Below are 19350 nucleotides of genomic sequence, written 5' to 3'. Positions count from 1 at the left end.
GGCGCATCGGAACCAGCATAGATCAAGGCTCTCGTCCAGTGCAGCGTGGACAGCACTGGTGGTCGGCCCCGCACGACTAAAAGTCAGTGAGCGGCAACACCATTTGGGGCTTCGCAATGATATGATCCTCCCTCAGTGGGCGAACGGCGGTCCCGATCGAGAAGAACTCGGTCGTATGCCCGCCCCACTGATGGGGAAGTGAGAGCAATTTAACCCCGACAATACCCTCAGCGTGCACCGCCTCCGCCTCCGCCTGCATACGGCTCATCGCGAGCTCACGGGCGTCGTAGAGCGCTTCGGTATAGACCGGAATCTCCGTGTTCTGACCAAAATTGCCCATCGACTTCAGCATCCCTTGATGCGCGATGTGATAGACACAGGTACCCATGACCATGCCAAGCGGAGCATATCCAGACTGGAGCAGCGTCCAGAAATCCTGCCCGCTCAGGTCAGAGGTGAAGGGACGGCCGTTACTCTGCCAATTGATGGAGGTGTCATCGGCCTTCACCGCGGTACCAACTGCGATAAATTCAGCGATGTCGTTGCCGAACTCTTTGAACTCGACGTCCAATCGTACTCCGACGATGCCATCGGCACCCAGAACCTCGGCCTCGGACTGCATGCGCTCCATAGCGAGCTCACGAGCATGGTACATCGCCGAGGTCAGCTTGTCGAGCTCTTGGTTGCTACTCCAACGACCCACCTGGATACCCACATGGTAAATGGATGAACCAAAGACCAGGCCCAATGGTCGAAACCCAGCTTCACGCACGAGTAAGAACTCGTTGACGGACAGATCGGAGGTAAACAGGGAAGTAGCCTGTCCCGGCCTCATCTCCTGTAAACGTCGAATTGCGTCTTCTGGTACGCCTAGCTGCTGTGGATCGAGGGTCTCTTCAGCCATGTCGTTATGCTCCTGTCTTTCTTGACTTCAGATAGATAATAGGAAGTGGCTCCATGCGAGTCTCTGATCTCCCGGATTGTGCAATCGTGGTTCCCACCACCCGCACTTCGGCAAGATGGTCCGAGTGCCCCTGACCGAGTTCGTTACGGAAAATATTCGAGTCGAGAGAGTCGATGATCACACCAACCTCAGCATTTGGCTTGAGGTGGCGCCGAAGACTTTGTCGTGCAGAGGAGCGAGCCGAATTCGCCAAGTCGCTAAAACCGGTCAACTCCGCATTGGGCGCGAACATCGAACCTTGGCTCAAGGTGTTGTAATCGTCGTGACGCACCGCTACCGTCACCTCAACGATCAGCCGGACCGGCATCCAACCATGATGGAGCAGCTTGGAGACGTCCTGGCCATCGAGATGGGTCGTAAAGATGTCGCGACCATGATGATCTTTGACCACCGTCGACCGGACCGCAGTACCCATCGCCATAAATTCGATCGCACCACCCTCAAAGCGCCGCTGAGTCAGCTGCACCCCGACAACACCGTGCGCGTGCACGGCGCTGGATTCGGTGAGCATCCGGTTCATCGCGACCGTCCATCCACGGTTTATCACATCGACATAGGGCTCATAGCCCCCGTAGAACTGTTGACCCCCACCCATGCGGACACCCGACATGCCGGAGTTCATCCCGAACGGTGCTCCATATCCTTGGTTATAGACCCCACATGATGGCATGACCGCTCCGTAGGTGCTCAAAACCACGCTGCCCATCACCTCACTCACCGGGCGGTAACCAACGGATTCGATTCCGGTGTTTGACGTTATCGACAGGAGCGAGGATCGAAGTGATGAGGCAGCCGCCGACTCTACACGGCGCTGCGCGGCTGGCGGTAAACCCTTGCCATCCCAATCTGCCACGTTGTTCGGACCTCCCCTACTCTAGGGTTACCTTATCACACAACGAGGGGTAGAACCAACGATGTTTCAGCAAACGGTCAGGTTCACCGTCACATACCGCCACCCGTTGACCCAGAGTCTCCGAGCAGATAGGTTGCGATCGAGTAGCCTCGACTCGCAAGCGGACCGTGCGTCGCAAGCCGGGTGGAGTGGAGTCGCCAACCAAGACGCTCATACCAAGAGGCCACATCTCGGGCCTCTGGCAGCAGCACCCGTAGCATTGGGAGCAGTCCATGCGCATGTGACCGTGCAACCCCCAGAGCCAACAACAAGCGCCCAATGCCCGTCCCTTGCGCATCTGGAACGACAAAGAGACGAAAGATCTCACCGACTTGGCGCCCGTCATCGAGCAACGAGTGCTTGAGTCCAATGTGGCCTTGCACCACTGTTGCGTCAGTGGCCACCCAAGCTCCGAGAAAACCCTCTCCCGTCAGCCACTCCGAGGGGTCGGTTGGCCAGATCACTGGATAACCAACGGCCGCGTGCACCACCGCCAACGCCTCGACGCACTGCGGTAGGTGCTCTTGGCTACGAGGAAGGATCAGCCGTGTCATGAACGATCATGCTAACCGCACATCGTGCCGGCTCCAGAGAGCGTGGATGGCCTGACGCGCCGATCATCGAGCTCCATCCACGGCACGGCGAGGGCGCCGGAGGCAGGACCTTCCCCCTTCGTTGTGCGACAGAGTCAACCCCCCCCCAGAAGAACGACAGCAGCGACACCAAGTTATCAACCTGCGTTATCAACCTGCGTTATCAACCTGCGCCATTAGCTTGCGCCATCATCGATCTCCTGACACAGCGACGTTATCGCCTTTGCACCTATAGCGTCCCCTGGCGCACTAGAATACCGGCGTGCTATCCTCGCCTCAAACGGGCAAAAAACTCTGGCGCATCTTCGCCCAACTCACCCCCCTCGAACAGGACTCGTTGCTCTATCTGGCCTCTGCTATTTTTGCCATCGGTCAACTCCTCATCTCTACGCATGCTGATTATCGACAGTGGGCGGCGTTAGCCGTCATTCCCTATGCCCTCGTCGGGCTCATCGCGCTTCTGTTATCCCGCCACAAGAGAGCCCAAGAAAGTCGGTTCACTCGTCGCGGCCTCGTCGTCTCACTATTTCTTTTCTGTCTCGTGGTGCCGTTGAGTATCTCGATCGCTCAACGCGTCAACAACGTTCCAGGGATTCACGCACAGGACGAGGTGGCGGTCATCGAACGCTGCGGCGACCGCGTTGTCCACAACCAGAACTGTTACCTAAACGCGCCAAACACGGTTGGCACCGGCGCACAAAACCTCTCCAAAAAGACCGACGCTACCGCTTTTGTACCGTATTTGCCTGGGATGATTATCTTTGGTGTTCCCAATGGACTCACGATTCCCAAAGCCTTGCGCGATGCCAGAGTGAGTCTCACACTCTTTACCTTGGTGATTACCGTCGTCGCACTCGCGCTGAGCCGCCTCTCAGCCGACGATCGCGTTCGCCTCTTCCAGTTCGTTCTTATCCTCCCCACGGGTGCACTGCCACTTGTCACCGGCGGTGACGATCTACCGATCGTCGCTCTCTTGCTCCTCGCCCTTGTTCTGAGCTACCGCCGACAACCAGTACTCGCAGGCATTGCCAGCGCGGTCGCAGCCGCGATCAAACTCACGGCATGGCCGCTCGCTTTTGCTTTGATCTTCGTCCAACCGCCCAACACCAATCGACACGTGCGATTTCGTTACGGCGGCGCACTGGTCGCGATCCTGGCACCCATCATCGCCATCGCGAGCCTCATCAACCCAAGGGCCTTTTTCGTCAACGAGATTCTCTTCCCGCTTGGGTTGACCAAGATCAAATCACCAGCGGAGTCGCCGCTCATCGGCCAGAAATTGGTCGGTATCTTCGGGAGCCAGCTCCACGCTCTCGTCATTCTCGCCCTTGTGCTGGTCGGCGGCGAACTGGCACTCTTACTGTATCGACGTCTTCGTCCAGGATCACCCGCGGCAATGACCGCCTACGTCGCACTCGTCTTTTTTATCGCCATCATGCTCGCACCAGCGACCCGTTTTGGCTATCTCCTCTACCCCGCCAATATGGTGGTGTGGGCGATCATCTTCCACAAGTTCGACCTCCGTCTCGGAGCCCGCAGCTCGCAGGTCGAGACGCTCGACGCGGACCTCACCAGCCCCGGAACTCAACAGAATTTCGGTTGATAGGCCGGCTCGAGTAGTCCACTACGCAAACTCATGACCTCCGAGGCGGTCAGTCCATGCGCGCGTAACAGTTCTTCGACCGAACCGTAATACTCCCGGATTCCGGCCAAGAGCGACAGCATGGTATCGACTTGGCTGCGGCGCTCGGCCGTCACCTCCACCTCGCGCACGACCGCTCCCACGTGATAAAGAAAGTGAGTGAATGCCTCCTGCGTCAACGCGTAGTCGCTGGCGATCCAGGCATCTGGAACCCCGAGTAACGAGAGTATGAGGGCGATGACCACGCCGGTACGATCCTTGCCTGCATGGCAATGAATGAAGACGGGGTGGTGCCGTGGATCAGCGACGAAGGAGATGACCTCAACCAACTCCTCGGTGTCATAGCTTACATAGTGGCGATAGAGCGCGACCAGGTTATCGGTGTCAAGGGGGTCTACTGGCCGCGAGGCTTGTCGCAACGGTACGTGCAGGATCACCTGCACTAAATCAGCCAACGGACCAGATCCAAAGTGTGCAACCTCCTCCGGTCGGCGAAGGTCAACGATGCTGTGAATATTCAGTGGAGCAAGTATCGCCAGATCGTCAGCGGTTAAACGGTGCGGAGAGTCCCCGCGTAGCAGCACGCCGCTTCTTAGCACGCTCCCGAATTTTGAGGGGTACCCACCGAGATCGCGAACATTCCACGCTCCCTCAAGTGGCAACCACCGAACTCTCGCGATCGAGGGAGCGTCACCTGGTACGGTCTCGTCTGGGTGACTCTCTTCCACCACCACAGCATGCCGGGGCTGGGTGAACACCAGTGAAACCCTACACAGCCATCCGGTTAATTCTTCGCATATGGATCGCCCCGATACCGATGCGCTCACGATAACCACCGCTGCCTTCAGTGCTCCTGGGGCGTGCCCTCGTGCCACGCAGCGCTGGAGAAGGACAGACTCGTGGCCTCTTGCGAAGCATGCAAGGTCAGGCCATTCCCTTCGACTGGTTCCCCGCAGATGTCTCAAGCCATGCGCTACTCCGGCACTGCTGCCATATTTTCACTACTGCGATACTCTCATTATGGGTGAAGAGAGGATTTTTGTAACGGTCCAGAGCCGATGGGTCATCGCACATTGCTGCGTCACTCTTTCGTTCCACCAAGAACCGACTGTCCTAGAAAGCAATGCTGACCGGGGTCGCTAGCACCGGATAGTCGGGCCGATTCTTGATCGGTACGATCGGAACCTGCGGAATGCAACGACCCATCGATTGCTAAGATCTCGAACTGGTGCACCAGTCACGACAACCATTGCCGTTGCCTGCCAAGATCCAAGGAGGAAATCGTCATGTCAATCTCACCAACTGCCAGGTTCCATCGAATGACCATCGAGTCACCGCTCGGACCAATCACCCTCGTTGGTGATGAGAAGCACCTTCACGCCATCCATCTCATCGAACCAACCTCCCTAGACGCCCTCTCGACAAGCCCTTCGCGACCACTTTCACAGGCTGTTGAGCAGCTCGGTGCCTACTTCGCGGGGACCTCGATGGACTTTGACCTCGACCTCCTGGCTCAAGGCACGAGCTTCCAACACCAAGTTTGGGACGCCTTAGGCACGATCCCATTTGGGACAACGACGAACTATGGATCCATCGCGGCCATGATCGGTCGTCCGCGTGCGGTTCGGGCGGTTGGGCTCGCCATCGGTGCAAATCCCTTACCGATCGTGGTGCCGTGCCATCGCGTGATCGGAGCCAACGGATCGCTCACCGGTTATGCCAGCGGGCTGGAGCACAAACGCTTTCTGCTGGACCATGAACAGCGAGTCCTGCACGACCACCGATCACCTCGCGAGCGACCAGCACACTGACACAGAAGGATCGCCTATCGGACACAAGAGAGGGCATATCCATCCCTTTGTTGCCCACCACAATATAGCGTGGCTCGCACAAACTCGGTGTTACAAGGGCCTGCTCTAGGTTCAGGCGGCACCTACCGCCTAAGCGATAGCCAATGGTGTGGAGAGCGAGGATGCGGAGCTCGAAGGCGTCTTCCGCGTGATCACCACCTTCTCGGCGGTCATGGCGTTGGTGCCGGTGATCGTGCCAACTGCCACCACGCGTTGGCCATCAGTGAGTGTTGACTCCGAGACTGTGGCGCCTGCTTGGCGATAGGTGGTCGACCCGTTCAGCGTCACCGTCGCCGTTGTCCCTCCAGCAAGTCCTAACGTCACGACCGAGCCGTTGATCCCGGTGATCGTGCCACGAAAGTGCCCGAGCGCTATCACGATCGCAGTGGCATCCAACTCCGCTCCGTTCGACGCAGGGGTGCCTCGCGCGGTGATCAACTCTCCCACTCGCAACGCGGTTGGCGTCACGACCGAACCCGCCTCGCGATAGGTGGTGGCACTGGAGGTGACCAATGTCCGGGTGAGGCCATGATCATTCGTGATGGTGATCGACCCGCCAGAGATGTTGATGACCACACCGACTGTTCTGGCCTCAAGGATCCGTACGACCGTCGCGGAGGATTGGTGAGTCTTGACACGCACGAACGCGCCAACGCTGATTAACCCAGGGCTGACCGTGGCCGCACCCTGGAGATACCGGGTGGAGGTGTTCAGTTGGAGACTCCTCGTGACGCCACCACGGGTCTGCACCGTCAAGGTGCTCGACGTTACCGCAATGACCCGTCCGACAAGGCCACGGGCCCTTCTATGGTGGGCAGTGGTGTCGTGAGTCGTGCTGGCCGTGGGAGCAGCTAGCAACTGCGCAGAGGTCGGCGTGGTATGCGTGGCAAAAGTGTCGGCAGAGGCGAACCCGAGGGCTATCAGGGCCACCGACCCGCCGGCGAGGGCCCCAACCATAACCCCTTTTGTCCTGCGCGATCCTTGATTTTGTAGGAATTTCACCCGTTTCATCTCTCTCCTCCTTCTTGCCATAACGACCCAAACGCCTGCTTCAGCACACCGCAGGGCTCAACCTGTTCACGACGCGCACAACGCTTGCACCGTCGCCACTGGTTCATGCGTCCACGGCGCACACCCCATAGTCTCATTGCCAAAGGCAAGAGAAGGGTAAGGGCGAGGTAAAACGGAGGTAAAAACTTCAGCTGCGGCCACTGCTCTTCGAGTCGGGTTCTCCTTCGGGACCAACTTTGGACTACTATCCAAAGACAGTGGCTACCAACCAAGAACCGTCCACCTCCATTGTGCTCGCAGAGGACGACCGTGCAACCCGTGACTCCACCCGGCTTGCTCTTGAACTCGAGCGCTACCAGGTGATCGCCGTATCCAATGGCCACGAAGCGCTCACAGCCATCGCAAAACACCGACCAGAACTCATCATTCTCGATCTGATGATGCCGCACGTGGACGGATTGAGTGTCTGTCGCCAACTACGCAACGCCGGAGACAACACGCCGATCCTTCTCCTGACCGCTCGCACCCAAGTCACCGATCGGGTACTGGGGCTCGATGCCGGAGCCGATGACTACCTTACCAAGCCCTTCGCGCTCGATGAGCTCTTCGCCCGGGTACGAGCCCTGCTACGCCGATCATCGTATGGATCCAACGGCGAGTGGATCATCCTTGGTGACCTGCGCATCGACGAGCGCGGACGTCGCGCCTACCGGAAGGACCGAGAATTGATCCTGTCAAAAACCGAGTTTGACCTTCTGCAGCTACTCGCCTTCAACGCCGGAACGGTCCTCGAACACCATCTCATCTACGATCGTATCTGGGGCTATGACTTTGGTCCTGACTCGAAGAATTTGGCGGTCTACATTGGATATCTCCGCAAAAAGCTTGAGCTCCCCGGCGAAGAAAAGCTGCTTCGAACCGTACGAGGGGTTGGCTACGTCCTGATGCGACCGTGAAACTGCGCGCCCGACTCGCGCTTGTCCTCGCAGTTTTTGCATCCGTCACTGGCCTGATTGTGGCGACACTTTCCTATACCACCACCTCACACCAGCTGATGGCATCGGTTGATACTTCGCTCCGTTCGACCGCCACCACCCTGCGGGCTCCCACGATCACGGTGGCGCGATCGGCATCCGCGGCCCGATTGCACCCTCTCCGCCATCGACCAGGAGGGCTCTTTGCCCTCGCCATTGCAGAGGCGATCACCCGTAGCGGGAAGGTGATCCCCCTCGCTGGCGCTCGGATGTTACCGGTGACGAACCGCGATCGAGCGATCGCAAGGGATCTCGCTCCTCGTTGGCTCCGCACCCAACGGGTAGGGGGCATCACGTATCGAATCCTCACGATCCAATATCGGCATCGTGGTGCCCTGCTGATCGGTCGCAACATCGATGATGTAGTGCACTCCTTGGCGGTCCTTCGGACGCGCTTTCTCCTTCTCGTCCTCGGTGCCGCCGCCGTAGCAGCGATCATCGGTTACCTCGTGGCTTCCACGCTCAGCCGACCAATCCTCGCCCTCGCCAACACCCTCACCACCAGCGACCGACCAGATCTCGCACGCGCCGTGGAGCGATCCGATGAGGTGGGCGTCCTCGCACGCTCCTTCCGGGACACCTTGGAGGACCTGTACCAGTCTGAGGAGGCCCAGCGCAGACTGGTACAAAATGCCTCACATGAACTGCGAACTCCGCTCACCTCGCTGCGAACCAACATCGACCTGCTTCGGCGTTATGACACTCTCGGATCGAGTGATCGGGAACGTATCCTCGCCGACCTTCAGAGCGAGACCGCTGAGCTCACGAGCCTCCTTGACGAGCTCGTCACGCTCACTATTGAGGGCCAAACGAACGATACTGAGGAGACCGTCGACCTTTGCACGATCGTACCCGCTCTAATCGCGCGCTTCGAAGCCAGAACGCACCGATCATTCGCAACGACGTTGCCACCAGGATCGATCACTCTACGCGTCACGCAACTGGCCATCGAACGCGTGATCTCGAATCTCCTCGATAACGCGGTGAAGTTCTCCCCGTCCGACACGACGATCGCTGTCGTGCTCACTCCCACCTCGCTGGAGGTCACCAATGTGGCCGACCCCCTCGATGAGAACGACCAAGAGCATCTTTTTGAACGCTTCTATCGGGCACCAACGGCCCGTGCCGTTCAAGGTTCAGGGCTCGGCCTTGCCATCGTCCGCGAGATCATCACGGCGCTCGAGGGAACAACCTATGTGCATAACACCCCTAGCGAACCCGGCAATGACGAACCGGGGAACAGGGTCACCGTCGGCTTTACCTTCCAGGCACGCCGTTAGGATGCGACATTGCCATCACGTGGACCGCGCAACCAAGACTGGCGGACGACACCGACGGGTTAAGAGGCACAGCACGAGAGCATGCCGACATCGCGCGTGAAGGACTGCGCGCCAAGGCGAATCGCCTCGGACATCGTCAGATACGGCGCCCAGATAGATGCCAACTGGTCGACGGTGAAGTTCGCTTCAAGCGCATAGACACCCGCGAGAATGCTGTCAGCGGCTCCATTTGCGAGAAGGTGTATTCCCAATACGACGCCGGTGTCACCATCGGCGACGATCTTGACCAATCCTCGTGTATCCCGGTTGACCAGCGCACGTGGCACCGAACTGAGTTCAAGAACCCGACAATCGCACCGATAGCCCGCAGCTATCGCACCCTCATCGGTCAGGCCCACCGAGGCCACCTGCGGAGTGGTGAAGGTCACTCGAGGCAGGGTCCGATAGTCCACCCTCCGTCCGGCATTGCTCAACGCGTTGTCGGCCACGATGGTACCATGCTGTCCAGCTACGTAGACGAACTGGGGAGCGCCCGTCACGTCACCGGCCGCAAAAATCTTCGGGTTCGTCGTGCGCAGCTGGTCATCGACGACGACCTCACCGCGAGGACCAAGCGCAACGCCAACATGCTCGAGACCAAGTGCGGCAGTGTTGGGCATGCGACCCGTGGCGACGAGCAGTGCATCGCCCTCAAGGCTGCGGCTCTGGCCGAGGTGAGTGAGCTCGATGCGGATCTGGTCTCCAATCTGTGAGACACCTCCGATCATTGCACCCGTGAGTACCTCAACACCCTCCTCAACAAGCACGCGCTCGAGCATTGCTGAGATCTCCGGCTCCTCAAAGGGGGCGATGCGATCGCGCACTTCGACGATGGTGACCGTTGCACCAAGGTGGCTAAAGAGTTGAGCCTGTTCGAGTCCGACCGCATTCGCCCCGATGACGATCAACCTGCCTGGAAGCTCCTCGAGCTCCATCGCGGTGGTCGAGGTGAGGTACTTGACCGAGGCGAGACCGGGAATCGCGGGAATCGACGGCATCGCCCCTGTCGCGATGACATACTGATCCGCTCGGATCTCCTCGCCACCATCGACTCCACCCTGATGGTGAACACGCAAGGCGCCATCGACGCCAAAGGTGGCGACTCCCTGGATCACCGGAAAACCGTAGGCTTGCGCAAGGTCTTCATACTTGTCACGGCGCAACCCCGCAACGAGGTCGCTCTTACCCCCGATGAGCGCGCCCATATCCACCGGTCCTGCTTTGGTGCTGATGCCCGGGAATGGCTGCGTGAGTGCCTCGTGTCGCGCTTCGGCCCCAGCCAGCAGCGCCTTGGAGGGCACACAGCCGACGTTCACACAGGTTCCTCCAATCGTTCCTTGCTCGATCAGGACCACCTGAGCACCAAGGCCTACGGCATGAATAGCCGTCGAAAAGGCGGCACTTCCTGATCCGATGATGGCGAGATCGTACTGCTTGGTTGGATTCTTACTCATCTCTTCGTCTCCTTCTCGTCAACGAGCGCAGAGGTCTAGCTTCTGACGCTTTGTGTTCTTCATATGCTAAAAACCCTCCAGTTGACTGGACGGTTCAACTAGCATGAGAAAAGTGCGAATCGGTGAAATCTCCACAGCAACCCAGGTCTCAGTCAAGACCCTTCGGTACTACGAAGCAATCGGCGTCCTCGGCGCACCCCTTCGTACCCCAGAGGGGTACCGCGACTACTCCAGTGACGCCATCGATCAGGTGCGTTTTGTGAAGGCAAGCCAATCGGTAGGGCTCGCACTCAAGGAGATCAAGGAGATCATGGCCTATCGCGAAGCAGGGATCGTGCCCTGCCAACATGTCCTCACCCTCCTGCAGCAACGAGCAGCGGAGTATCAAAACAAAATCGATGAGTTAACGCAGGCCCGTGCTACTCTCGATCAACTCATCGATCGTGCGCAGAACCTCGATGCCCAAGATTGTCTACCTGGCAACGTCTGTCACCTCATCCCTAACCACCTCAACGGCGCCACCACGAACCCAGATTCCGAGATCACATCGTCAATTCATACGGTATCGCCACGCACCATCGGCCATCGACCTCGACCCGCTCGCACCCACCAGTAGCACCACCGCCATGTGGTTGCGCGGGCTCCGCTGCTTGCATGCCATCGATACCGAACTCATTTTCGGCGGTCCCTAGTACCTCATCGAAGATCGGTCGCCCAGATCGAAGGTGGCTATACTACAAAACGATAGTGACACGGTCCCCGTGGACGGAGACGAGGAAGGGATGGTGGCGAACGCATCATGAAACGAATCTCCATTGCCGGCACCAAAGTTGGACACCTCGAGGGGCGCGTGGTCGAGATCCTCGTCGCCAGCGACCATGCGCTGACTGGCCGCGAGGTCTACGAGGCACTCGACGAGCCTAAACGCGCCTACACAACCATCATGACCGTGCTGGGCAGGCTGGTCGACAAAGGACTCGTGGAGCGTACCGATAGCGCTGGGGCTAATCGGTTCTCCATCAATGGTGGCCTCGACCGCCTCGCCGCCAAGAAGATCGACCGTCTGCTCGCAGCGTCCGAAGATCCGCGCCGGGTACTGACCTATTTCGTCGACGAGATCCACGATGAGGCCCTCCTGGAGGAGCTCGCAGCCATCATTGAGAGGCAACGCGAGTCATGACCCTCCTACTCCTCGGGTCAATGGCGATACTGATTCTCGCCTTTTTGCCATACGGCCTGGAGCGTCTCAGTCGCCTGGTTAACGCCCCACAGGCGATCAGCGGTGGCTATCTATTGGCACTGATCGGCTGGGTCATCGTGCCTACCGCGTGGATTATGTGCACCACAGGATCCCTCGTCGATCTACTCTTTGGCCACCAACTGAGTACCTTTGGCTGCGATCTCGGGCTTGGATCAGCACCCTGGAATCTGAGTGGTTATCTTTTTGGCCTACTGCTCCTTGTGCCGCTTGGGATTCACTTCTTTCGAGGCGCGCGCGCTATGTGTCATACCCAACGCGACCTCTGCACACCAACGACGACCGACTCCTACCGATCAGCCCTGGGCGGTACCGTCACGATCGTCGCCTCCGATGAAGTAGCGGCGGCCTCAATCGGGTTTTTTCAAGCCGTTGCCGTCGTCACCACCGGCACACTCGACCTGCTCACCGTCGACGAACGGTATGCGGTCCTTGAGCATGAAGCGGCTCACCTCCGGCTCGGCCATACGCGACTACTCCTTCTCGCCACCAGCGTCGTCGGTGGCTATGCGTTTTTGCCTCCTGTTCGTGCTGCTTGGCGTGGTCTCACGCGAGAGCTTGAGGTGGCTGCCGATAATGAGGCCCGTAAAGTCGTCAGCCCCCAGATCATCCTGTCAGCCGTCGCCAAAGTAGCCACCCGACGTGCCAACGGACCAGCCGTGGCGTCGTTCAATGGATCCGACGACCTTCGCTATCGCATCCGACGACTGCAAGGACCGATGCCCTCATCACCGCAACAACTCGCTGGAGTCATCCTTGCGCTGATAGCACCGGCCATCCTTGTCGTCGTCAGCTCCTGTCTAATGACAACCCACAGCCTCATCTCCCCGGGCCTGAGTCTCTGTGGGCTAACGATCTCGTTGCTCATCTTCGTGGTGAGCAACCACCTACTCCGCCATCGTCCACCTATCCTCGGCTTTGTGAAACGATCCTGAGGATTTCATCGATTGGGCAGTGTTACTACGTTTTTGTAGTAGTATGAAGGTGTCCTAGTCATTCGAAACAAGGAGGTACCGTGTCTCGTACTGTACCAACCGCACAATCAGAGAAATCTGGTTGGGGATTCGTCGGGCTGATCGCACTGGCTCCTTTGCTGTGCTGTGGAGGCCCTTTGCTGGTGGGCACGCTTGGTGTCCTTGGGGCAGCCTGGATTGGAGGCATTGGCCTCGGACTCGTGGCGCTCGGCGTGTTCGTCGCGTGGCGCCTACGCCGGGCCCACCTGCTCCGATCCCATCATCAGCAGGGCTTTGGATCGTTTGGCTGCTGTGATTCGCCTACCGATGGAGCCGCGATCAAATGACCCGTTTGAGCGAAGAACTCGACCATCTCCGCGAGACCTTCCTCCTCGTCGCTCGGTCACCCTATCGACGCCTTGGCTGGATCGGACTCGCGACGCTGTTCGCACTCATCTACTCATTGCTGTTACCCTTTGACTTCACTCAGCAGATCGCCTTCTCCAACTGGTCCTATGTTGATCCCTATATCGTGCTCTGGAGTATCGTCCTCGGCACCGCGATGGGGCTTGTTCTGGTAATACAAGTCATGGCCATGCGTGAGGTGGTCTCCGCAGGATCGACCTCGCTCACTGGACTCGCCTTTGTGGCCAGTCTTGTACCGAGTTTCCTCTGCTGTACGCCAATCGTACCGACCTTGCTCGCCTTCGTGGGCTTCTCCTCCCTTGGTCTCTACACCGCAACGGGGAGCATCCAGCACTTCTTCGCAACCCAGCAGACACTCTTTCTCTCGGCCAGCCTGGTCATCTTGCTTGGGTCGATCTGGTGGTCGAGTTCTCGCCTCTGCCGCGCTCGTTGTCGCCTCCCCCAAAATTCCGTGTTGACCACCGCACAAACTGACAGAACCGAGGTATAGTCGTGACCCAGACACCAAATCCCAATTCCCGAAGAGCCCAACGTTATCAAGAGCGACAGCACAACCGGCAGCGTCGCCTCTTCATTGGACTCGCCGCTGCGGTGATCGCCATCGTTCTCGCAGCGGTTGGGCTGACCAATCTTCACCGCGGCTCCTCCGCTGCCCCCACCTCTTCGAGTGGATCTACGACAACCCCCGCCGCCGATCCACTCCCTCCGGTCGGCTCTGCCACCCCAAACGGCACCTTTGCCACCCTGACCGGCCAACGCGAGACGATCGCATCCTTCAAGGGCACCCCCACTCTTGTCTGGTTCGTCTCAACCTGGTGCTCATCCTGTCAGGCGGGTACCAAGGTGATGGCACAGAACCTTGCCACCATCGCTCATGCCGGCGTCCATGTCAAAGAGATCGAACTTTATCACGATTTGGGGTCTACAGGTCCGAGCATGACAAGCTTTGCAAAGGACTTAGCCGGCAACCAATACAACAACCCGGATTGGACTTTTGGAATCTCATCATTGGGGCTCACCAAGAGTTACGATCCTGTTGGCTATCTCGACATCTATTACTTGATCAACAGCGCTGGCAAGATAACGTACATCAACAGCTCTCCTTCAGCGACGATGCCCGAGTTACTCAAGGCTATCAAGCAGATCTGAGGTACCCATGACCAGGCAACCACCGCGTCATCACAACAATCACCCCCGCCGCCGACTCATTGAGAGCGTAGCCGTGCTACTCATCATCGGTCTGATCGGCTATGGCGTGCTGCACTTTGCAAAGGGTTCGCAAGCCCAAGCGTTGAACACCACGTCTACCGCCAACAACAGGACGGTGACCGTTAGCGACGGGTACCAACCTCCGGCGAAAGGTCCAACCATCAAGGGTTCCTTCGAGACACTCAACGGCCAAAAACAGACGCTGTCGAGTTATCGGGGACACGCTCTCATGGTTTGGTTCATCGCCGGCGGATGCGCGAGCTGTGCGGTCAGCATTCCCGCCGTCGCAAACCAGCTCCATGTCCTTGCCAACGATGGTATCACCGTCTTGCCAATGGGACTCTCTGGCGATTTTGGACCTAGCAATCACGCCTTGGGTAAGCTCGAGGCCTTCGCCAAGAGTGCCGCAGGGAAAGCATTTCATGATACCGAATGGAAGTGGGGGATGGCGAGTGCGGGGCTGAGCCATCGCTACGATGCGGCGGGGATCCCCGACTACTACCTGCTAGTCGACTCCCATGGCGTCATCACCTATCAGAACACGGCCCCAGTAGCGACGATCAAACCGCTCCTACGGGCGGCGGCCAAAATCTAGCACCTCTGCGTAGCCCAATCGGACACTCCTTTTAGCCCAGCTGGACAACCTTTGGGCGGCGTCCCTTGCCGCCACGCAGCACGACCAATTTTGCTTTCTTGTCCCTGGGATCGGTGCTTCTCCTGATCGACGGTCCCGTACATCGCAACCTAGGGCTCTATGGCCGTAACACGAAGCTTCCCAGCAACCGGGGTCGCGGTAACCGAGACCTGCACCCCTTGGATTTGCGTGGTGATGGTCACCGAATGTACCGAAGTGCCTTGCACCTCCTCGGCGACGTCCACCGGCGTCCCGCTGGAATAGTCTCCACCGAGGACGAGAGGGGGCGTCATTCCAGGCGCGAGCAAGGAGAGCCATGATGCCCTGGTCTGTTCACCCATTCGCAATGCCGAAAACGCTCGAAGGCCAACGCGCTCCCAGGCCAGAGGCGCCGGTCCATCCTTCCATGCGAGTGCGGGTGTGCCAGTAAAGGTCAAGGTTCCGGCCAACCAGCCCTCATCAAAGAGGTTGGGGGGCGTTGGGATGCCTCGGGGCAGGAGTGGCACGAACACCGTTGGGACCACGCTCGTAGCCACACGCTTGTCGCTACGCACCCCGGTGAGCACCGCAGTCACGATAAGACGACTCGGGGTGAACCACAGCGCATCAGTTGGCCAGCATGAATCCAGCACAAGCCCACTTGCTCCTGGCGAAGGGATGGTATCGCCTGGATGAAGGATATAGTGTCCGACCACTCGATAGCGATAGGTTCGACAGGCGCGGGTGTAGGTGACGATATCACCTGGGCGAAGTAACTGGTTACTCGCAAAGTAACCCACGTCATGTGCCTCAAGGACCGATGTGCCGCGCTCACCCGGCCAGGGGCTCGATGACTCATGGCCAACGCTGATGGCTAACACGGCCTCCGAGGTGCCCTCCACAACGGGAGCGACCACCGCCACCGCGGGAATACGCAGTACACCAGGGCCAGTTGACGACACACCAGTGCAACTAGCTGCCGCCATACCCACAAGCCGATGAATCTCTCGGCTACCTTCAATGGTTTGGCGATGCTGCCACCACAATGGGTAGGCCACGCCAACAATCGCCCCGAGGAGTAGCAGCACGCCCACAACGCGGACCAGTCGCCGTCGATATCTCACGCGCACCACCACCTAGACGTTGAGTCAGCACCGACACCCGCTATCAAGTCGTGGGCCAGCCTGGTGCGTACTGGCCTCAGCCAACCAAAACGATCAGGGCGATCAAGATCCTCCGAGGTAAATGGACACCCGTCACCTTCATGAAAATGCACAGCAATGACGGAGATCGTTACCGAATCTGGTGAGCTCTGGCAAGCCTCGGCCGCAGAAGGAGGAGACCCGCAGACCCCATGATTCCCACTCCAAGCCACCATGGCCACCCCGACCATGGCTCACCAGTGTGCGACGCTGGCACAACCGTCGCCCCAGTTGGAGTTGCTGTCGGCGGTGTGGTGGTCTTGGTCGGCGGTGTGGTGGTCGTCGTTGCAGAACAAACGGGATTAGCGATCGTATTCGAATCCAAGGTGACGGCACCATTTCGAGCCAACAGACGCCCAGTAATTGTTGCGCCTGTGTCCGCTGTGATTGAGGTGAGGGCTATGATCGTACCCTGAAATGATGAACCCGTACCGAGTGTTGCCGAACTCGTCACTTGCCAAAAAATATTGCATGCGTTTGCATCGTTTTCTAGCACGATATCGCTTGCACTGCTCGTAATCAACGTTGATGGCATCTGGAAGATGAACACTGCATCTGGGTTGCCCTGCCCATTAAGGGTTAAGGTACCCGTCAGGTTCGAAATACCAGCTGGCACAGAATAGACTCCAGGTGAAAGCGTCAGGCCGATCAGATCAGCCGGTTGGGTCGTGGAAGGGGAAGCATCGACAGCCTGCGTATACGCCGTCGTTGTATCGACCTGTGCCTGTTCGGCATTGGCATTACCGACATTGGTGGCACCACTGACCAGCCCAGGCGGAAACCCCGTTACCGCAGTTCCAGGCGAGAGCCCGAGATCCCCTTGCAGGGTCGAATTGCCCGTATTCGTGATGGTAGAGCCGGCCAGCACCGAGTAGGCACCCGCCGTCCCCAGGTCAATGCTGGGCACAGAGGCGGCTACGGCAACCAGCGGGGTAAAGGCAACAACACCTCCGACCAGAACGACACTTCCACTGACAGAAAGCGCCGCCAACCATACTTTTTGATTGGAACCCAACAGAATATTTTTTAATCTCACAGAGATAATAATACTCCTCGCTGAGTGACTTTTCCCGAATTCCTCGATATTGCAACAGTGGGTGTGAAGCCCAAAGAAATCACTTTGAACAAGTCGAAGATCTACGTTCGCTATCACTGCTCGCTCTGAGCTCAGCAGGAGTGAGTGTGATCTCAATAAAACGGCGACAACTTCTCTTTTTATCGGAGCTAATGGGGCACAATATTCGGACACAAACTGGAACCGCAATCTATTCCGCGTTTCAAGAACCCGCCACCAGCTGGGCCTTGGCCTGCGGGCACCCGGATCAACCCACCTGGTCCCGAGTTAGAACATCGAGCCGCCTCCATGAGTTGAGGAGGTGAAAGCCGAGACTATCGATGTTGGGTCGCCCTCCTGCCATCATGGGATCCTCTTCATCATTGCCGCTCTTTGTGCTTGGCGGAGCTCGTGGGGCCACCGCCAACCAGCCCGAGCCCTTGACGGCTGTTGGAACGACGCACCTGCTTGGTCGTCTCGCCAACGGGGGCCTCAAGCAGCTCAATCGCTCTAGTCGGTGGACGATCTATGATAACGTAGGCTTGACGTGCGATCACCACAGGGGCACGCGCTCGATCTGCCCGACGCCGGACCACGCGATAACCCCAAAAAGTGAAACTACTCACGACACGAGACACGGCTGGCCCGAGATCCGAGGGAGAACCATTGAGCAACGACTTGATTGATCCGCGCCGCAGCGAGCCAGCACCAAGCGCGAACGAGCGCGAGATGCTCGAAGGATGGCTCAACTATCACCGCGTGACGTTGCTCCTCAAATGTGAAGGACTCGATGAGGAACGGCTGAATGACCGGCCCATCCCCACCTCTTCCCTGTCACTGCACGGATTGGTTCGGCATCTGACCGAAGTAGAGTTTTACTGGACGAGCACCGTGCTCCATGGCATCACCACCGCGACGCGTTACTACTGCAGCGACTCCTCCCCTGACGCAGACTTCAACGATCTTGAGACGAGTTCGTTCGCTCACGACCGCGACGCATGGGAAGAGGAACAACGCCGGAGCGATCAATTGATGGCAGCCTTCACGCTTGATCAGCTCAGTATTGGTGGCAATGAGCCAGTCAGCCTCCGCTGGATCCTCACCCATCTCGTCGAGGAGTACGCCCGCCATAATGGACACGCAGATCTCCTTCGAGAACTCCTTGATGGGGCGGTTGGTTGTTGACCTGAAGACTGGAATCACAATTTCTCACGGCCGATCACGACCGTGTCGATCACGCGATCACCTCGCTCGTTGTCAACTGCTCGCCTGAGATGGACCTTGAAACAGAGGGTGCGTGATACCTCAGTTCCTCGCGCCCTGGAGCCACGGATCTGGTGATCGCGCAGAACCTGAAAGAATCGGTTTGCATCACGCCCATATCCGTGGCAGGCTACTGTTGACTATCCCCAACATCGATATCCCCGATAAAATAACTATCCCAATAATGACTATCCCAATAAAGGAGTACACCTTATGGCTGGAAAGAAGTCCGTATCATTCAAGGGCAAGCAGGTTGATCTCGATACTTTCGCAAACAAGATCGAAGAGTATCTCAAGAGTGATGGGTTTACCGTTGAGAGCGCAGGTGATGCAGACAAGGGTTATGTCGTGCAAGCCAAGAAGGGCGGCTTCCTCAGTGAAGTCATCTCGGCTCAACGTGCACTCATAATCTCGCTTTCAGGTCCATCTGATGATGTAACGCTTACCATTGGGGTGGGGAACTGGAAGAAGGAACTCGCGGTCACCGCCATCGAGACCCTTCTGGTCTCCGACCTCTTTCTCCCCGTTGACATCGCTGAGATGGCTTGGACGGCAGAAGTGGAAAACAAGATCCTCAAGCAGATCGAGACGATGGTCTAGGGCGCTGAGCGCA

At 58.2% G+C, this 19350-nt stretch carries 22 protein-coding genes; 13 read left to right on the top strand and 9 right to left on the bottom strand.

Going from position 1 to position 19350, the window contains the following annotated elements; genetic code table 11:
* Positions 1-76 precede the first annotated feature (76 nt).
* The 3 genes from M7439_RS10885 to M7439_RS10875 form a co-directional block, all read right to left on the bottom strand.
* Entirely contained in the window at positions 77-904 is an 828-nt protein-coding gene (locus M7439_RS10885; protein ID WP_298338766.1) for a heavy metal-binding domain-containing protein, read from the bottom strand.
* A gap of 4 nt (positions 905-908) precedes the next feature.
* Positions 909-1817, bottom strand: coding sequence for a heavy metal-binding domain-containing protein (locus M7439_RS10880; RefSeq protein WP_298342826.1), 909 nt, complete (start codon positions 1815-1817; stop codon positions 909-911).
* Between the two features lie 89 nt (positions 1818-1906).
* On the bottom strand, positions 1907-2410 hold the full coding sequence (locus M7439_RS10875) for a GNAT family N-acetyltransferase (RefSeq protein WP_298342822.1): 504 nt from the start codon (positions 2408-2410) through the stop codon (positions 1907-1909).
* Between the two features lie 301 nt (positions 2411-2711).
* Between M7439_RS10875 and M7439_RS10870 the strand changes: the two genes are divergently transcribed.
* On the top strand, positions 2712-4052 hold the full coding sequence (locus M7439_RS10870) for a glycosyltransferase 87 family protein (RefSeq protein WP_298342819.1): 1341 nt from the start codon (positions 2712-2714) through the stop codon (positions 4050-4052).
* Here M7439_RS10870 and M7439_RS10865 read toward each other — a convergent pair.
* Positions 4034-4849 (bottom strand): tyrosine-protein phosphatase, encoded by an 816-nt coding sequence (locus tag M7439_RS10865; RefSeq protein ID WP_298342816.1) that lies wholly within the window; start codon positions 4847-4849, stop codon positions 4034-4036. The genes M7439_RS10870 and M7439_RS10865 overlap by 19 nt on opposite strands.
* Before the next feature lie 528 nt (positions 4850-5377).
* On the opposite strand from M7439_RS10865, the gene M7439_RS10860 reads away from it, so the two are divergent.
* Complete coding sequence (locus M7439_RS10860; protein WP_298342814.1) at positions 5378-5902, top strand: methylated-DNA--[protein]-cysteine S-methyltransferase; 525 nt, start codon at positions 5378-5380, stop codon at positions 5900-5902.
* A gap of 129 nt (positions 5903-6031) precedes the next feature.
* Here the strand turns inward: M7439_RS10860 and M7439_RS10855 are convergent, their stop codons facing one another.
* The gene (locus M7439_RS10855; RefSeq protein WP_298342811.1) at positions 6032-6952 is read right to left on the bottom strand and encodes a DUF5666 domain-containing protein; all 921 of its coding nucleotides are present in this window, start codon (positions 6950-6952) and stop codon (positions 6032-6034) included.
* Positions 6953-7209: 257 nt separating this feature from the next.
* Between M7439_RS10855 and M7439_RS10850 the strand changes: the two genes are divergently transcribed.
* Together M7439_RS10850 and M7439_RS10845 are read left to right on the top strand one after the other, a co-directional pair.
* On the top strand, positions 7210-7908 hold the full coding sequence (locus tag M7439_RS10850) for a response regulator transcription factor (RefSeq protein ID WP_298342809.1): 699 nt from the start codon (positions 7210-7212) through the stop codon (positions 7906-7908).
* Positions 7905-9266 carry a sensor histidine kinase KdpD gene (locus M7439_RS10845; protein WP_298342805.1) on the top strand — a complete coding sequence of 454 codons (1362 nt, stop codon included), beginning with the start codon at positions 7905-7907 and terminating at the stop codon, positions 9264-9266. The genes M7439_RS10850 and M7439_RS10845 overlap by 4 nt, the downstream gene beginning before the upstream one ends.
* A 59-nt stretch (positions 9267-9325) precedes the next feature.
* On the opposite strand, the gene merA is transcribed toward M7439_RS10845, so the two are convergent.
* A complete protein-coding gene (gene merA, locus M7439_RS10840; protein WP_298342802.1) occupies positions 9326-10759 on the bottom strand; it encodes a mercury(II) reductase in 1434 nt (477 codons plus the stop codon).
* 112 nt (positions 10760-10871) lie between these two features.
* Here merA and M7439_RS10835 point away from each other — a divergent pair, with 112 nt between their 5' ends.
* The 7 genes from M7439_RS10835 to M7439_RS10805 all read left to right on the top strand — a co-directional run bounded on the left by M7439_RS10835 (position 10872) and on the right by M7439_RS10805 (position 15200).
* The gene (locus M7439_RS10835) at positions 10872-11375 is read left to right on the top strand and encodes a heavy metal-responsive transcriptional regulator (RefSeq protein ID WP_298342799.1); all 504 of its coding nucleotides are present in this window, start codon (positions 10872-10874) and stop codon (positions 11373-11375) included.
* 183 nt (positions 11376-11558) lie between these two features.
* The gene (locus tag M7439_RS10830; RefSeq protein WP_298342795.1) at positions 11559-11939 is read left to right on the top strand and encodes a BlaI/MecI/CopY family transcriptional regulator; all 381 of its coding nucleotides are present in this window, start codon (positions 11559-11561) and stop codon (positions 11937-11939) included.
* The gene (locus tag M7439_RS10825) at positions 11936-12952 is read left to right on the top strand and encodes a M56 family metallopeptidase (protein ID WP_298342792.1); all 1017 of its coding nucleotides are present in this window, start codon (positions 11936-11938) and stop codon (positions 12950-12952) included. The genes M7439_RS10830 and M7439_RS10825 overlap by 4 nt, the downstream gene beginning before the upstream one ends.
* Before the next feature lie 80 nt (positions 12953-13032).
* The gene (locus tag M7439_RS10820; protein ID WP_298342787.1) at positions 13033-13317 is read left to right on the top strand and encodes a hypothetical protein; all 285 of its coding nucleotides are present in this window, start codon (positions 13033-13035) and stop codon (positions 13315-13317) included.
* On the top strand, positions 13314-13886 hold the full coding sequence (locus M7439_RS10815; RefSeq protein WP_298342784.1) for a hypothetical protein: 573 nt from the start codon (positions 13314-13316) through the stop codon (positions 13884-13886). Before M7439_RS10820 ends, M7439_RS10815 begins: the two co-directional genes overlap by 4 nt.
* 2 nt (positions 13887-13888) lie before the next feature.
* The gene (locus tag M7439_RS10810; RefSeq protein ID WP_298342782.1) at positions 13889-14545 is read left to right on the top strand and encodes a hypothetical protein; all 657 of its coding nucleotides are present in this window, start codon (positions 13889-13891) and stop codon (positions 14543-14545) included.
* Positions 14546-14552: 7 nt separating this feature from the next.
* Positions 14553-15200, top strand: a complete 648-nt coding sequence (locus M7439_RS10805) for a peroxiredoxin (RefSeq protein WP_298342779.1) — start codon at positions 14553-14555, stop codon at positions 15198-15200.
* A 149-nt stretch (positions 15201-15349) separates the two neighbouring features.
* On the opposite strand, the gene M7439_RS10800 is transcribed toward M7439_RS10805, so the two are convergent.
* From M7439_RS10800 to M7439_RS10790, 3 genes are all read right to left on the bottom strand, one after another.
* Positions 15350-16342: a class D sortase gene (locus tag M7439_RS10800; RefSeq protein ID WP_298342776.1), complete on the bottom strand. Its 993-nt coding sequence runs from the start codon at positions 16340-16342 to the stop codon at positions 15350-15352.
* A 169-nt stretch (positions 16343-16511) separates the two neighbouring features.
* The gene (locus M7439_RS10795; RefSeq protein ID WP_308464496.1) at positions 16512-17456 is read right to left on the bottom strand and encodes an ice-binding family protein; all 945 of its coding nucleotides are present in this window, start codon (positions 17454-17456) and stop codon (positions 16512-16514) included.
* A 398-nt stretch (positions 17457-17854) separates the two neighbouring features.
* Positions 17855-18100 (bottom strand): hypothetical protein, encoded by a 246-nt coding sequence (locus M7439_RS10790; RefSeq protein ID WP_298349255.1) that lies wholly within the window; start codon positions 18098-18100, stop codon positions 17855-17857.
* A gap of 103 nt (positions 18101-18203) precedes the next feature.
* Here M7439_RS10790 and M7439_RS10785 point away from each other — a divergent pair, with 103 nt between their 5' ends.
* Together M7439_RS10785 and M7439_RS10780 are read left to right on the top strand one after the other, a co-directional pair.
* On the top strand, positions 18204-18659 hold the full coding sequence (locus M7439_RS10785; protein WP_298342770.1) for a DinB family protein: 456 nt from the start codon (positions 18204-18206) through the stop codon (positions 18657-18659).
* A 291-nt stretch (positions 18660-18950) separates the two neighbouring features.
* Positions 18951-19337: a hypothetical protein gene (locus M7439_RS10780; RefSeq protein WP_298342767.1), complete on the top strand. Its 387-nt coding sequence runs from the start codon at positions 18951-18953 to the stop codon at positions 19335-19337.
* Positions 19338-19350: the final 13 nt, after the last annotated feature.

Source organism: Ferrimicrobium sp., assembly GCF_027319265.1.
Taxonomy (GTDB): domain Bacteria; phylum Actinomycetota; class Acidimicrobiia; order Acidimicrobiales; family Acidimicrobiaceae; genus Ferrimicrobium.
The sequence above is the reverse complement of the archived record's forward strand: the minus strand, read 5'-3'. Positions and strand labels throughout refer to the sequence as shown.